Source organism: Frigoribacterium sp. 9N (assembly GCF_902506305.1).
Taxonomy (GTDB): Bacteria; Actinomycetota; Actinomycetes; order Actinomycetales; family Microbacteriaceae; genus Frigoribacterium.
This window is the reverse complement of the sequence record NZ_LR733393.1, coordinates 1-13,930: the sequence shown is the minus strand read 5'-3', so window position 1 is coordinate 13,930 and position 13,930 is coordinate 1. Positions and strand designations below refer to the sequence as shown.

Here is a 13,930-nt window from a genome sequence, read left to right as displayed (position 1 = left end):
CGTCGAGCCCGGCCCCGGGCAGGAGTCCGTCTGGGACTACCCCCGCCCGCCACGCGTCGAGCCCCGCACCGAGCGCGTCGTCGTCCGTCTCGGCGGCGTCGTGGTGGCCGACACGACGGCCGCGATCCGCGTGCTCGAGACGAGCCACCCGCCCGTCTACTACCTGCCCCGCTCGGACTTCGCCGCAGGTGCCCTGTCGCGCGCCGAAGGGCGAAGCCTCTGCGAGTTCAAGGGCCAGGCCGGCTACCTCGACGTGACCGGCGGGGGAGTCGTCGCGCGCCGCGCCGGCTGGTCCTACGCCGAGCCCTGGCCCGGCTACGAGTCCCTCGTCGACCACGTCGCGCTGTACCCGGGCGCCATGGACTCCTGCGAGATCGACGGCGAGGTGGTCCAGGCGCAGGAGGGCGACTTCTACGGCGGCTGGATCACCTCGAAGCTGGTCGGTCCGTTCAAGGGCGCACCCGGCACGATGGGCTGGTAGGGACGAGGGCCCCGACAGGAGGAGACTGGACGGATGTCCAGACGACCCCGCCCCACGTCCCTCGCCCGCACCCTCGGCCGCATCGCCCTCGGTGGCGCCCTGGTCTTCGCAGGCACGAGCCACCTCACGTTCGCCCGCGAGCCGTTCCAGGCCCAGGTGCCCGAGTGGTTGCCGCTCGACGACGACTTCGTCGTGCTCGCCTCCGGCGTCGTCGAGATCGGCATCGGCGCGGCCCTCGTCGTCGCCCCCAAGCACCGCGTGACCGTCGGATGGGTCGCCGCGGCGTTCTTCACCGCGATCTTCCCCGGCAACATCTCGCAGCTCGTCACGCACACCGACGCGTTCGGCCTCGACACCGACGGCAAGCGCGCCTTCCGCCTGGTCTTCCAGCCGCTGCTCGTCCTGCTGTCGCTCTGGTCGACGGGCGCCTGGCGCGACCGTCGCAGCATCGGCCGTCGCGCCAAGTAGTCACGGTCGGGCCTGACACGACCGGCCCCGACCCGAGGAGGCGCGGTTCAGCTCGACAAAGCCGCCACGACCACCTCGGCGTCGGGGAACCACTTCGTGTAGTGGTCGGGGTCGGCGTTGACCTGGACGGCGTGCGCCGCCTGGGTCGGTGTCAGGTCCTTCCAGCCCGGGATGGCCACGAGCTTCGTGAAGAAGCTGGTCGCCGCCGTGTAGGGGTCCATCCGCTGCTCGTAGGTGCCCCACTGGCCGTTGTCCCGTTGCTGGAAGAGCCCTCGGCTGTCGGGCCCGACGGCGTCGCCGTAGTCGATGTTGCGGAGGCTCGACTCGCCCATGGCGGTCATCACCCCGATGGCCTGGGTGTGCTCCCCGATGCCCTGCGCCCGGGCGGCCAGCATGATGTACGCGGCGTTCACGAGCCGGTCCTGGCAGTACCCGGCGACCGGTCCGGCCGGTACCTCGATGTCGCCGACCATCACCGGGTCGAACTCGGGGCAGGCCGGCACGGGCGTCGACGTGATCGCCGTGACGTCCTCGTCGCGGGGCGCCGTGAGCGCCGAGACGACCATCGCGACGGCGACGACGAAGGCGACGAGCCCCACGCCGAACACGACGGAGACGGCGATCAACACGCGGCGCACGGCGGGCCTCCTGGGGGTCGGGTGGGGTGGCGATCAGCGGGTGGCGACCCGCACGGAAGTCGTCGTCGAGGATAGGCGATCCGCTCGGCAGTTCGTCCCGCGTCGGCTGGGGGGTGGGTGTGCCTCCCTCCGAATGCCCTGGCAATGCGCCGCCGACATGCCGGTAACGTTGCCCGCCGTCGACCCGACCACTCGGGCCGCGGCAGCCGGGCACCGCCCCTCCGCAGCTCGATCGCCGCGGCGCCCGTCCCTGCGACCGGCGCCCGAGATCCAGAGGAACGTCGTTCATGGGAACCCCACCCACCCCTGCCCGCGAGACCCGTCCCGACCGCCCGACCCGCGCCTCCGGACGGAGGCGCCCGCGGCGTCTGCGCGTCGACGACGTCACCGTCGTCGACCCGGCGATGATGAAGCGCGCCATCGGCGGCACCGTCGTCGGCAACACCATGGAGTGGTACGACGTCGGCGTCTACGGCTACCTCGCCGTCACGATGGGCCGGGTCTTCCTGCCCGAGGCCGACCCGTCGCTGCAGATCCTCTTCAGCCTCGGCGTCTTCGCCTCGACCTACGTCGCGCGTCCGCTCGGCGGGGTCGTCTTCGGCCGCCTCGGCGACCGGGTCGGACGTCAGAAGGTGCTCGCGACCACGCTCATCCTGATGGCGGGCGCGACCTTCCTGATCGGCGTGCTGCCCGACTTCGCCGCGATCGGCGCCCTCGCCCCGATCGCCCTCGTCGTGCTCAAGCTGCTGCAGGGCTTCTCGACCGGTGGTGAGTACGCCGGGGCGACGACGTTCGTCAGCGAGTACGCACCCGACAAACGGCGCGGGTTCTTCGCGAGCATCCTCGACCTCGGCAGCTACCTGGGCTTCGCGCTCGGCGCCGCGGTCGTGTCGGTGCTGCAGCTGCTGACCACCGAGCAGCAGATGCTCGACTGGGCCTGGCGCCTGCCCTTCCTGCTGGCCGGCGTGCTCGGCGTCGTCGCCATCTACTTCCGCCTGAAGATCGAGGAGTCGCCCGCGTTCCAGGCGACGCAGGACGCTCAAGAGAACAAGGTCGGCGAGATCGCCGACGCGCAGGGCCGTCCGCGCAACACCCTCGCCCTCGTCCGGCAGCACTGGCGTCCGATCGTCATCGCGATCGGCCTCGTCGCCGCCTCCAACACCGTCGGCTACGCGCTGACCAGCTACATGCCGACCTACCTGACCGACTCGCTCGGCTACGACCCGCTGCACGGCACGCTGCTGACCATCCCGGTGCTCGTGCTGCTCGCCCTGCTGCTGCCCGTCGCCGGGCGTCTGAGCGACCGCATCGGCCGACGTCCCGTCATGTGGCTCGGTGCCGCATCGGTGCTGCTGCTCGCCCTGCCCGCGTTCCTCCTGATCGGCGTCGGCAGCATCGCGACGACCCTCGCCGGGCTGGCCCTCCTCGCCGTGAGCGTCGCGCTCTGGGTGTCGAGCCAGGCGTCGTCGCTGCCCGCGCTCTTCCCGACGGCGAGCCGCTACGGCGCGATGGGCGTGTCGTACAACGTCGCGATCGCCGTGTTCGGCGGGACGACGCCCCTGATCATCCAGGCGCTGCTGCAGGCGACGGGCAACGAGCTCGTGCCGGCGTTCTTCCTGATGGCGACCTCGCTGGTCGGAGCCGTCGCGGTGTGGTTCATGAAGGAGTCGTCGCAGCGCCCGCTGCCCGGCTCGATGCCGAGCGTGGCCACCGAGGCCGAGGCGCACGAGCTCGTCGAGACGCAGGACGCCAACCCGAACATCGACCTCGGCGACCTGCCCTTCCTCGACGCCGAGCCCGCCCAGCCCGTCGACCCCACCGAGTCTGACGAGCCCGCGGCGACGACCGCGTCCGCTGCGTCGCCCTCGCGGGGGACCGCGCGCTAGAGCAGTTCGGCCCGATCGGCGAGGTACGCGGCGAGATCGCGGACCTCGCCGGTCGCCGTGCCCCACCGCACGAGGGCGTGCCCGTCGCGGACGAGGAGGCGCTGCTCGCCGCCCTGCAACGCCGCGGTCGACAGGTCCACCGGCTCGTACCCGTAGTTGACGACCTCGCCCTCGGCGAAGTGGCCGCGCACGGCCGCCCGCCGTTCGGCCTTGCGCTGCTCGACCTGGGCGGACAGGTGCTGGGAACGGGTCGGCGTGACCGCCCGGGTGATGCGTCCGGTCTCGAAGACGCGGCCGTCGGTGACGAGCAGCAGCACGCCGAGTCGCCAGGCGCGCCCGGCGGGCTCGAGGGACTCGGCGGTCTTCACCACGACGATGCGCCGGGCGGGCTTGTGGCGGGCGAGGGACTCGGTGCGCGCCCCGCGCGCGGCCAGGTCGGCGGCCGCCTGCTCGACGAGGGCGCGGAGCGAGGCGGCCGCCTCGTCGTCGGACGGGGACTCGGGGGCCGGCACCGCGCCTCCTGCGGTCGGGTCGTCCACGTGATGCTCGTTCGGTGGGCTCAGGCGTCGTAGCCGTGGTCGAGGAAGTCCTCGATCACGTCGACGACGAACGCGTGGTCGTCGGCCTGCGGCAGGCCGGAGACGCCGGCGGAGCCGACGACGCCGACGCCCGTGACCCGCACGGGGAACAGCCCGCCGTGCGCGGCGTAGAGGCCGGTGTCGAGGCGCGACTTCTCGTCGAACGTGCCGCCCTGCACCCGGAACGACTCGCCCACCCGGTACGAACTCTGCCCGTAGCGCTCGACCACGCGGGCCTTGCGGTCGAGCCACTCGTCGTTGTCGAGGCTGCTGCCGGGCAGGGCCGCGTGGAACGCCCGCTGTCGACCGTGCCGCACGGTGACCGCGACGGCGAGGTCGCGGCGTCGGGCCTCGGCCAGGAGGTGGGCGCCCAGGTCGAGGGCGACGTCGAGGGTGAACCGCCGGAAGACGAGGCGCTCTTCTTGTTCGATGAGGGTCTGGAGCAGGGTGTCGTCGGTCATCGGTGGCCTCCTGGGGTGGTCGGGCGAGCTGGTGGGTCGGCACGGGCGCGCGGTGGCGGGCTCTCGCGGGACGACCCGAGCCTAGGCCCGGCCCCCGTCAACGGGCTGGTGGCGCCGGGAGGGGTCAGGCCGAGGCCGCGGCGCAGGGCGACCCCTGGCGGGCGAGCGACCCGCAGTAGACGCCCACGAGGTCGTCGGCCGAACGCGACCACGGGTGGTCGAGCGCGTGGGACCGGGAGGCGCGCGAGAGCCGGTCGCGCAGCCCGGCGTCCGCGAGCACCTGCGTCATCGCCCGGGCCCAGGCCTGCGGGTCGCGCTGTGGCAGCACGATGCCCGTGACGCCGTCGACCACCGATTCGCGGAGGCCGCCCGACGCCGCGGCGATCACCGGGACCCCGCTGGCCGCGGCCTCGAGAGCGATGAGCCCGTAGGTCTCGGAGTGGGAGGGCACGAGCACGAGGGCTGCGTCGCGCAGCAGCGCGGCGAGGCCGGGCCGCGATCGCGGGCCCAAGAAGTGCACGGTGAGGTCGAGGTCGTCGCTCAGGGCGCTCAACTCGGACTCGTACCCGGCGAACTCGGTCGAGGCGCCTCCGGCGATGACGAGGTCGGGGCGCACCTCGGCGGGGACCGCCGCCACCGCGCGCAGGGCGAGGTCGGGTGCCTTGAGCGGTTCGAGTCGCCCCGCCACGACGACGTACGGGCGGCCCGGGGCGGTCCGGCCCGCCTCGGCCGGGTGGAAGAGCTCGCCGTCGACGCCCGGCAGGACGACGTGGACGCGGTCGGGCGAGCCGCCGAGACGGGAGGTGACGGTCCCGGCCTCGGCGTGGCTGATCGCGACCACGGCGTCGGACTCGCGGGCGAGCCGTTCTTCGCCGGCGATCCTGCCGGGGGACTCGGCGCGTTCGCCGTGCGAGAGGGGGGTGGAGTCGTGGGCGGCGATCGAGTGGAAGCTCTGCAGGTGGGGCACGCCGAGGGCACGGGCGACGGGAAGCGCGGCCATGCCCGAGAACCAGTGGTGCGAGTGGACGACGTCCCACGGGCCGAGCTCGGCGAGCCGGTCGCGGAACTCGTCGACGTAGAGCTCGTTGCGCCCCTTCGTGACCGGTTCGGCCGGGCCGGCCTCGAGGAACCGCAGCGTGACGCCGGGGGCGAGGGCGAGGCTCGCGGGCTCGTCGGGCGAGGACCGGCGGGTCAGGATCTCGACCTCGTGGCCCGCGGCGCCGAGCGCCTCGGCCTGGTTGCGGACGACGACGTTCATGCCGCCGACGTCGCCCGACCCGGGCTCGGCACCGGGGGACGTGTGCAACGACACGAGGGCGATGCGGAGCGGGGAGGAGGCGGTGGTCACTTCCCGAGGGTACCGGCCCACCGCCCCCGCGGTCTGCGCGTCGCCGGTCAGGCGACCCCGCCCGCCCAGAAGGCCCGGACGTCGTCGAGTACGGCCTCGGCCTGTCGGCGACCGGCCTCCGCCGCGGGGCGACGGGTGGTCGTCGCGAGGACGTCGGTGCCGAACGCCTGCAGGGACTCGGCGTCCGCCTGGACGACCAGGACGTCCCGGCCGGCGGTGCGGCGCGCCTCGACGACCTGCGGCAGCGTCGGGCCGAGCGGCGAGACGTCGAGCTCGGGTCCGCACGACAGCACGAGCACCCGGTCGTAGTCCTCGGCGAGGTCGGCGTTGGTGCCCGAGCGCACGCCGCCGTCCATGGTCGGGCGACCGTCGACGTCGACGGTGGGCCAGACGACGGGCACCGAGCAGCTCGCGGCCACGGCCCGGTACAGGTCGACGCCCGAGCCGGCGTCCAGCGGACGGAACGAGCCGTCGGTGGCGTCCACGGTGCAGACGGTCAGGGCGGCGTCGGGCCAGGCCGCGCCTCCGAAGCGCTCCCGCATGGCCGTGACGAGTTCGGGTTCGTCCGCGACCACGGGCGTCTCGCGCGCCAGGGCGCCGATGCGGGCCCGCGCCTCCTGCTGGTCGGTCGCCCCGGCGAGGGCCTGCCCGAGGGTCTGCTGGAACACCTCGGGGTCGATCGAGCCCGACGGCAGCTCGGTCACGGCCTCGAACTGCTCCCGCAGGCCCTCGTCGACGCGGCCGAGCCGCACCATCGTCCCGACGACGGATCCGGCCGAGGTGCCGACGACGAGGTCGGCCTCGTCCACGGGCACGCCCGCCTCGAGCAACCTCGACAGCACGCCGAGCTCCCAGGCGATGCCGGTGATGCCGCCACCGCCCAGGACGAGGGCGGTGCGGGTGGGGGTCGTGGTCGTGCTCATGTCTCTCCTCGGTCGTGGTGGCGGTCCGGGCAGGAGGCGCGGTGCGTCACCCGGGGCCGCGCTCGACACTAGGCCGGTCACCTCGCCACGTCCTCGGGCGGGTGTCAGGCGGAGCGCAGCTCGTCGGCGCGGCCGAGGTCCTGCACGTGCCACTCGGTCTGTGCGAGGGCCGAGCCGAGCCGGTAGCCGTGCAACGAGGCGATGCCGCCGCTCCACGACATCCGCTCGGCGACCTGCCACACCGTCGGCCGGTCGAGCGCGTCCAGGGCGGCGGCCGCGTCACGGCTGCGGTCGGCGCGGTGCGCGATCAGGGCCTCGGCCCGTGCGCGGAGGCCGACGAAGCGGTACTCGTGGCCGGGGCACACCTCGAGGGCGTCGGGGCCGGCGACGTCGAGCGCCACCATGCGGTCGAGCGAGGCGAGGTAGTCGGTCAGCGGGTTCTCTCCCGTGCGCCCGCCGAGGCCGATGCCGGGGTTGATCCGCGGCAGCACGTGGTCGCCCGTGAAGACGAGTCGCTGCTCGGGCTCGACGAAGCAGAGGTGGCCCGCCGTGTGGCCCGGGGTGTGCACCGCACGCAGCAGCCGTCCCGCGACGGGCAGCACGTCGCCGTCGCCGAGCAGCAGGTCGGCGGTGAGCGCGGGCAGGTGGCGACCCGACCCCCACGACGCGACCAGCGCCTCCTGGTCGTCCCGGGGCGCGCCCCACCGGGCGATGTCGGCGTCGGCGGCCGCGGCGTCGGACGGCCGTTCGCCCAGCGCGCGCTGCTCGGCGGCGTGCAGGGCGATCCGGGCGCCGGAGGCCCGACGCAGTGCCTCGGCTCCGCCCAGGTGGTCGGCGTGCAGGTGGGTCACGGCGATCAGGTCGACGTCGGCCAGCGAGTGGTCGACGTCGGCGAGGGCGCTCTCGAGGCGGTCGAGGTTGGCCTCGACTCCCCACCCGGGGTCGATGACCGTCAGGGCGCCGTCGGAGCCCTCGACGACGTAGCCCAACGAGTGGTCGTCGATGCCGTCGCCGAACTCGAACGCGACCGACCAGACGCCGTGCCGGACCTCCTCCACGGGCGGCAGCGCGCTGCGACGGACGGCGTCGGCCTGCACGGGGCTGAGCGGGGCGGGAGGGGCAGGAGGCGCGGGTCGGCTGGTGGCGTCGGTCACCCCGCGAGCCTAGCCAGCGCCGACCGCGCCGCCCCGCGTCCGTCGAGGCGGCGCCGGGCCATGCGCAGCCCGTCGTCGACGCGGCGCCGGACTATGCGGCGCCCGTCGTCTACTCGGCGGAGACCTCGATCAGCACCTTGCCGACCACGTCGCCCTCGACGGCCTCGTGGGCGGCGGCCGTGTCGGCGAGCGGGAAGGTGTGCAGCGGCAGGCCGGCGGCCTCGCCGACCGGCAGCACGCCGTCGCGCAGGGCCGCGGTGACGTCCTCGACGGCGGCCTGCAGCGCCTCCTCGCCCACGGTGTAGAGCAGGACGAACTGGAACCGGGTGTTCGTGATCATGTTCGCCCGGATCGGGATGGTCGTCGTGTCGCCGCCGTTGTCGGCGTAGATCGCCACGGAGGCGCGGTGGGCGACGACGTCGGCCAGCAGGTCGGCGTTCTGCGAGATCGCGACCTCGACGACGACGTCGACGCCGGCGGGGGCGATCTCGCGGATGCGGGCGGCGGCGTCGTCCGAGCGGTAGTTGACGACGTGGTGGGCGCCGGCGGCCGTGGCCAGGGCGGCCTTCTCGTCGCTGCTGATGGTCGTGACGACGGTGGCCCCGGCCCAGCGGGCGAGCTGGATGGCGGCGTGACCGACCGCACCCGCGCCTCCGGCGACGAGGACGACGGCGCCGTCGAGGCTGCCGGGGGTCAGGCGGCTCGGGCCGTCCTCCCACACGGTGAGCGCGCGGTGGGCGGTCATGGCGGGGACGCCGAGGCTCGCACCGACGTCCAGGCCGACGCCGTCGGGCAGCGGGACGACGCGGGACGCGGGCAGGACGGTGAACTCCTGCGCGGTGCCGGTGGGGCGCTGGTGGGCCGAGAGGTAGGTCCAGACGCGGTCGCCGACCGAGAGGCCGGTGACGCCCTCACCGACGGCGTCGACGACGCCCGAGCCGTCCTGGTTGGGCGTGACCTCGGGGAACGGCAGCGATTCGCCGGGCCCGCCGCCCGCACGGGACTTCCAGTCGGTGGGGTTGACGCCCGAGAACACGACGCGCACCCGCACCTCGCCGGCGGCGGGTTCGGGCAGGTCGCGGTCGACGAGCTGCAGCACGGTGGGGGCGGGTCCGGTCTCGGAGTACACGATCGACTTCATGCCCGGAGCCAACCAGACCCGGCCCCGCCGTGTTCCCTCCCGGGACGCCACCGAGTGGACACGGCACCGCTGCACGTCACGGTGTCGTGCCCCCTCGACGGCGTCGTGTGGTGCGCGGGCCGGCTCAGGCCCCGGCGCCGCGGAACAGGGCGAGCGCCAGCAGGTCGTCCTCGAACCCGCCGCCCTCGTGCCCGTTGTACGGCCACACCGTGACGTCGGCCGCCCCGGCGTACGCGTGGAACGCGCCGAACACCGTCGACGGCGGGCAGGTCGGGTCCATCAGCGCCGTCGTGAACAGGGCCGGGGCCGTGGCCCGCCTCGCGAAGTTGACGCCGTCGAAGTACGCGAGGACGTCGTGCACCGAGGAGGCACGGTGCCGGTGGACCGCCAGGTAGCGTCCGATCTCCTTGTACGGGTCGGCGTCGGTGATGACGGTCGCGCGCCGGAAGTCGCAGAGGAACGGCACGTACGCCGCGACGGCGGCGAGGTCGGGGACGAGTCCCGCGACGGCGAGGGCGATGCCGCCGCCCTGGCTGCCGCCGACGACGGACACCCGGGAGGCGTCGACGACGTCGAGGCCGCGCGCGGCCTCGACGGCGCGGACGGCGTCGGCGAACACCCGGCGGTAGTAGTACGTCTCACGCGAGTCGATGCCCCGCGTCATGACGCCGGGGTGGGCCGGGCCCGAGCCGTCCGGGTCGGGGGTGGCGCCGAGGCTCCACCCCGAGCCCTGGCCGCGGGTGTCCATCTGCAGGTGCGCGAAGCCGGCCGACGACCAGAAGAGGTTCTCGACGGCGGCCCCGCGTCCGCCGCCGTAGCCGACGAACTGGACGACCGCCGGCAACGGTCCCTCCGCCTCGGCGGGCACGCGCAACCAGGCCCGCACGGGCTGACCCGCCCACCCGGAGAACGTCACGTCGTAGACGTCGACCGTCGTCAGCCCCGTGTCGACCCGGTCGACCCGCAGGTCGAGCGGGTGCGCCCGCGTCTCGGCGAGCGTCGTCGCCCAGAACTCGTCGAAGTCGTCGGGGTCGGTCTGGGTGCTGCGGTACTCCCGCAGGGCGGGTTCGGGCAGGTCGGTGAACATGCCCCCTTGTCTACCGCAGCCCGCGACGACAGCCGAGGAGGCGCGGTGCAGGAGGCGCGGCTCAGCTCGCGCGGGCCAGGTTCGGCACCCAGCCGAACGCCGGGGCGACGTGGTCCGCCACCGTCTGCAGCAGACGGGCGTTGTAGGCGACCCCCAACTGGTTGGGCACCGTCAGCAGGATCGTGTCGGCGTCCCGGACCGCGGCGTCGGCGGCCAACTGCTCGGCGATGACGTCGGGTTCGCCCACGTAGCTCTTGCCGAAGCGTGACTGCACGCCGTCGAGCAGACCGACCTGGTCCTGCGAGTCGGCCTGGGCGCGGACGCCGAAGTAGCGACGGTCCTTGTCGGTGGTGATCGGGATCACGCTGCGGCTGACGGACACCCTCGGCTCACGGGCGTGCCCGGCGGCGCGGTAGGCCTCCCGGTACAGCGCGATCTGCTCGGCCTGCAGCTCGTCGAACGGCACCCCCGTGTCCTCCGTCAAGAGGGTGCTGCTCATCAGGTTCATGCCCTGCTCGCCGGTCCAGACGGCCGTCGACCGGCTGCCGGAACCCCACCAGATGCGCTCGCCGAGGCCGGGGGAGTGCGGCTCGACCGAGAGCCCGTGCGACCAGCCGGTCATCCTGGGGTCCGACTCGGCGACGTCTGCGCCGTCGATCGCCGCCCGGAACGCCTCGGTGTGCCGGCGGGCGAGGTCGGCGTCGCTCTCGCCGTCGAGGGGGACGTGGCCGAAGGCCTCCCAGCCCCGCAGGGCGGGCTCGGGTGATCCGCGGCTGACGCCGAGCTGCAGGCGCCCCGCGCTGATCAGGTCGGCGGCCGCCGCCTGCTCGGCCATCGAGAGCGGGTTCTCGTAGCGCATGTCGATCACGCCGGTGCCGAGTTCGATGCGGGTCGTCCGCGCGGCCATCGCCGCGAGCAGCGGGAACGGGTTGGCGGCCTGGCGCACGTAGTGGTGCACGCGCACGGCGGCCACGTCGACGCCGATCTCCTCCGCGGCCTCGGCCAGCTCGATCGACTGGACCAGCGCCTCCCGGGCGGTCGGCGTCGCCGAGCCCCGCACGTCCTGGTAATGGCCGAACGACAGGAACCCGATGCGCTTCTTCATGACCGGGCGAACCCCCGACGTCGCCCGGCCATTCCGTCGGGCGGCCGTGCTGGGTAGCGTGGTGCCGTGGAGAACCGCTTTCGCATCGACGGTGACGACCTCGGCATCGACCTGCGCGCCTCCTCGGTCACGCTCGGAGACGACGGCGTCGTGGACGCCCGCATCGTCGCGGGTCGGGTGCCCGAGGTCGCGGACTGGTCCGACGAGCCGCCGTCGCTGGTGTTCCGTGACGTGCCCGTGAAGTTCGACGGTGCCACCTTCGGCGCCACGGTCGACGACGACCTGCTCGACGAGCACGAGATCGTCTTCCGGCTCGGCGAGAACCTCGACGTGCACGGGGTGCTCAGCCTCGGTGCCGGCGACCGGCTGCGCTTCGTGGGCACCACGCACGTCTCGGGCGAGCCGAAGGCCTGGCGCCTCGACGTCTCGATCGGCTTCGGCGGGTCGGCGCGGCGCACCGCGATCTGACGCGGCTCGCGGTCGACGCCGGGAGGGGCGGGTCGTGCCCCTTCGACGGCTTCCGACCGGGAGTGGGGTGCGGGGTGCGCGACCGGCCTGGGGACGTGGTGAGGGTCGGACGGTCGCGCACCCGCGCGTTCTCCTGATGCTTCGGGTTCACCAGGCGATCACGATGGTAGCGCCTGGATACCCGTCGGTATGCGCCTTCTCCGGGGGCGGCGCGGGTGACTTCTGAGGATCACCCGCACCCGTTAGGGTCGCAGCATGGCCACCACCTCCGGGGCTCCGATTCCCCGCATCCCACGAGCCGAGGTCAAGCAGCGGCTGCTCGACGCGGCGGCCGAGCTGTTCTCCCGACGCGGGGTGCACGCGACCACCCTGGACGACGTCGCGCGGGCCGCCGGGTTCAGCAAGGGTGCGGTCTACTCGAACTTCTCCTCGAAGGACGACCTGGTCCGCAGCCTCATGCGTCGCGAGACCGACGGCGCGCTCGGCGCCCTCGAGGGCATGTTCTTCCCGGGCACCTCGCTCGACCAGCTGCCCGAGAAGATCGGCACGGCGTTCGCGCCCTACGGCCCCGGGCAGGTCGAGGACTTCGCGCTGATGAGCGAGTTCCGCGCGCACGCCCTCTCGCACCCCGAGGTGATGGCCGACTTCGTCCGTCAGCGCCGCGAGGTGCTCGACGCCCTGCACGGCCTCGTCGAGGAGGTCTTCCAGGGGCAGACCGTCCCCGTGACCGGGCTCGAGTCGCGGACGCTCGCCCGCGTCCTCATCTGCATCACGCTGGGCGTGGCATTCGACTGGCCCGCCACGGGCGAGCAGGCGGCCGGCGACCTCATGGGCCACGTCGTCGCCGCCCTCACCCGCGGCGTGACCCCCTGACGCCCGCCCGGCCTAGCGCTGCTCGATCGTGACGACGGGCACGTGCCAGCGGGTCCGGACCTGCAGGGTCAGCTGACCCCGCCGGGCGAGCACCAAGGCCGTCACGGCGGCGGCGACGGCCGGCACGCCGCCCGAGACGATCATGCCGACGTGCGTGCCGAAGGTCTCGACGATCACGCCCATCAGCGGTCCGCCGATCGCCTGGCCGCCGAGCAGCACGAGGATGTACAGCGACATCACGCGCCCCCGGATCGCGATGTTGCTCGACATCTGCACCAGCTGGTTCGCGGCCGTCAAGAACAGCAACGACGCGAGCCCGACGCCGACGAGGACGACGGCGAACGGCACGAGCGAGGGCATGGAGCCGGCGACGGCCTGCAGCACGCCGGTGACGAGCACGCCCAGCACGATGGTGCGCAGCCGGATCGTCGCGCGCCGCGTCGACAGCAGGGCGCCGGTCAGGGCCCCGACGGCGATCATCGAGTTGAAGAGGCCGTACCCGCCGGGCCCCACGTCGTAGACGTCGGCCGCGAACGACGCGAGCAGCACGGGCATCGTGAGGCCGAACACGGCGTAGACGCCGACGAGCAGCACCGGCACGACGATGGTCGGCTTCGAGCGGGCGTAGGCGAGGCCCTGCCGCAGCTGGCCGCGGCCTCGTGCCGACGAGGCGACCCGGGTCATCTGCGCGGTCCGCAGCATCGTCAGCATCACGACGACCACGAGGCAGGCGACGCCGTTGACGACGAACGCCCACCCCGCGCCGACCGCCAGCAGCAGCACGCCGGCGATCGCGGGGCCCACCATGCCGCCCAGCTGGAACACGCTCGAGTTGACGCTGATCGCGTTGCGGAGGTGGGTGTGACCGACGAGCTCGGTGACGATCACCTGTCGGGCCGGGTTGTCGACGACGGTGACGAGGCCCGTGGCGAAGGCGATGGCGAAGACGTGCCAGGCCTCGACGACGCCCGCCAGGGTCAGGGCGGCGAGCCCCAGGCTGAGCACGGCGAACACGCTCTGCGTGACGAGCATGAGGGCGCGCTTCGAGAAGCGGTCGACGATGACCCCGCCGAGCAGGCGGAAGAACAGCATCGGGGCGAACTGCATCGCCACGGTGATGCCCACGGCGGTCGCGCTGCCGGTCAGTTCGAGCACGAGCCAGTCCTGGGCGATGCGCTGCATCCACCCGGCGGTCATCGCCACGACGTTGCCGGCCGTCCAGAGACGGAAGTTCGGCACGCTGAGGGCGATGAAGGTGTGCCGCCACGGCGGGCGGGTCGTGCTGATCGGGAGCGGGGCGGTCGGGGGGAAGTCGGTGC

The 13,930-nt window shown here is 73.7% G+C and carries 15 protein-coding genes; 5 read left to right on the top strand and 10 right to left on the bottom strand.

The genetic code is table 11. The features are described from left to right. Both ARTHRO9V_RS15140 and ARTHRO9V_RS15135 read left to right on the top strand, forming a co-directional pair. Positions 1-481, top strand: a 481-nt coding sequence (locus ARTHRO9V_RS15140; RefSeq protein ID WP_159828881.1) for a DUF427 domain-containing protein, incomplete at its 5' end; no start/stop codon positions are given. A gap of 33 nt (positions 482-514) precedes the next feature. After that, positions 515-949: a hypothetical protein gene (locus ARTHRO9V_RS15135; RefSeq protein ID WP_159828878.1), complete on the top strand. Its 435-nt coding sequence runs from the start codon at positions 515-517 to the stop codon at positions 947-949. Between the two features lie 47 nt (positions 950-996). Here ARTHRO9V_RS15135 and ARTHRO9V_RS15130 read toward each other — a convergent pair whose 3' ends face one another. Continuing rightward, on the bottom strand, positions 997-1,587 hold the full coding sequence (locus tag ARTHRO9V_RS15130; RefSeq protein ID WP_159828875.1) for a hypothetical protein: 591 nt from the start codon (positions 1,585-1,587) through the stop codon (positions 997-999). Between the two features lie 287 nt (positions 1,588-1,874). On the opposite strand from ARTHRO9V_RS15130, the gene ARTHRO9V_RS15125 reads away from it, so the two are divergent. After that, positions 1,875-3,473: an MFS transporter gene (locus ARTHRO9V_RS15125; protein ID WP_159828872.1), complete on the top strand. Its 1,599-nt coding sequence runs from the start codon at positions 1,875-1,877 to the stop codon at positions 3,471-3,473. Here ARTHRO9V_RS15125 and ARTHRO9V_RS15120 read toward each other — a convergent pair. The 8 genes from ARTHRO9V_RS15120 to ARTHRO9V_RS15085 all read right to left on the bottom strand — a co-directional run bounded on the left by ARTHRO9V_RS15120 (position 3,470) and on the right by ARTHRO9V_RS15085 (position 11,270). Then, positions 3,470-4,012: a hypothetical protein gene (locus tag ARTHRO9V_RS15120; protein WP_159828869.1), complete on the bottom strand. Its 543-nt coding sequence runs from the start codon at positions 4,010-4,012 to the stop codon at positions 3,470-3,472. The genes ARTHRO9V_RS15125 and ARTHRO9V_RS15120 overlap by 4 nt on opposite strands. A 20-nt stretch (positions 4,013-4,032) precedes the next feature. Beyond that, on the bottom strand, positions 4,033-4,512 hold the full coding sequence (locus ARTHRO9V_RS15115; protein WP_123569985.1) for a heme-degrading domain-containing protein: 480 nt from the start codon (positions 4,510-4,512) through the stop codon (positions 4,033-4,035). Positions 4,513-4,636: 124 nt separating this feature from the next. Further along, a complete protein-coding gene (locus ARTHRO9V_RS15110; protein WP_159828866.1) occupies positions 4,637-5,860 on the bottom strand; it encodes a glycosyltransferase in 1,224 nt (407 codons plus the stop codon). Positions 5,861-5,907: 47 nt separating this feature from the next. After that, the gene (locus ARTHRO9V_RS15105) at positions 5,908-6,783 is read right to left on the bottom strand and encodes a patatin-like phospholipase family protein (RefSeq protein ID WP_159828863.1); all 876 of its coding nucleotides are present in this window, start codon (positions 6,781-6,783) and stop codon (positions 5,908-5,910) included. Between the two features lie 104 nt (positions 6,784-6,887). Further along, on the bottom strand, positions 6,888-7,937 hold the full coding sequence (locus ARTHRO9V_RS15100; protein ID WP_159828860.1) for an MBL fold metallo-hydrolase: 1,050 nt from the start codon (positions 7,935-7,937) through the stop codon (positions 6,888-6,890). Positions 7,938-8,046: 109 nt separating this feature from the next. Further along, positions 8,047-9,078 carry an NADPH:quinone reductase gene (locus ARTHRO9V_RS15095; RefSeq protein ID WP_159828857.1) on the bottom strand — a complete coding sequence of 344 codons (1,032 nt, stop codon included), beginning with the start codon at positions 9,076-9,078 and terminating at the stop codon, positions 8,047-8,049. Positions 9,079-9,202: 124 nt separating this feature from the next. Then, positions 9,203-10,165 carry an acetylxylan esterase gene (locus ARTHRO9V_RS15090; RefSeq protein ID WP_159828854.1) on the bottom strand — a complete coding sequence of 321 codons (963 nt, stop codon included), beginning with the start codon at positions 10,163-10,165 and terminating at the stop codon, positions 9,203-9,205. A gap of 61 nt (positions 10,166-10,226) precedes the next feature. Continuing rightward, on the bottom strand, positions 10,227-11,270 hold the full coding sequence (locus ARTHRO9V_RS15085; protein WP_159828851.1) for an LLM class flavin-dependent oxidoreductase: 1,044 nt from the start codon (positions 11,268-11,270) through the stop codon (positions 10,227-10,229). A gap of 66 nt (positions 11,271-11,336) precedes the next feature. Between ARTHRO9V_RS15085 and ARTHRO9V_RS15080 the strand changes: the two genes are divergently transcribed. After that, positions 11,337-11,738, top strand: coding sequence for a hypothetical protein (locus ARTHRO9V_RS15080; protein ID WP_056044973.1), 402 nt, complete (start codon positions 11,337-11,339; stop codon positions 11,736-11,738). Between the two features lie 255 nt (positions 11,739-11,993). After that, on the top strand, positions 11,994-12,611 hold the full coding sequence (locus ARTHRO9V_RS15075) for a TetR/AcrR family transcriptional regulator (protein ID WP_201298974.1): 618 nt from the start codon (positions 11,994-11,996) through the stop codon (positions 12,609-12,611). A 12-nt stretch (positions 12,612-12,623) separates the two neighbouring features. Here the strand turns inward: ARTHRO9V_RS15075 and ARTHRO9V_RS15070 are convergent. Further along, a partial coding sequence (locus tag ARTHRO9V_RS15070) for an MFS transporter (protein WP_159828848.1) occupies positions 12,624-13,930 on the bottom strand: 1,307 nt, incomplete at its 5' end.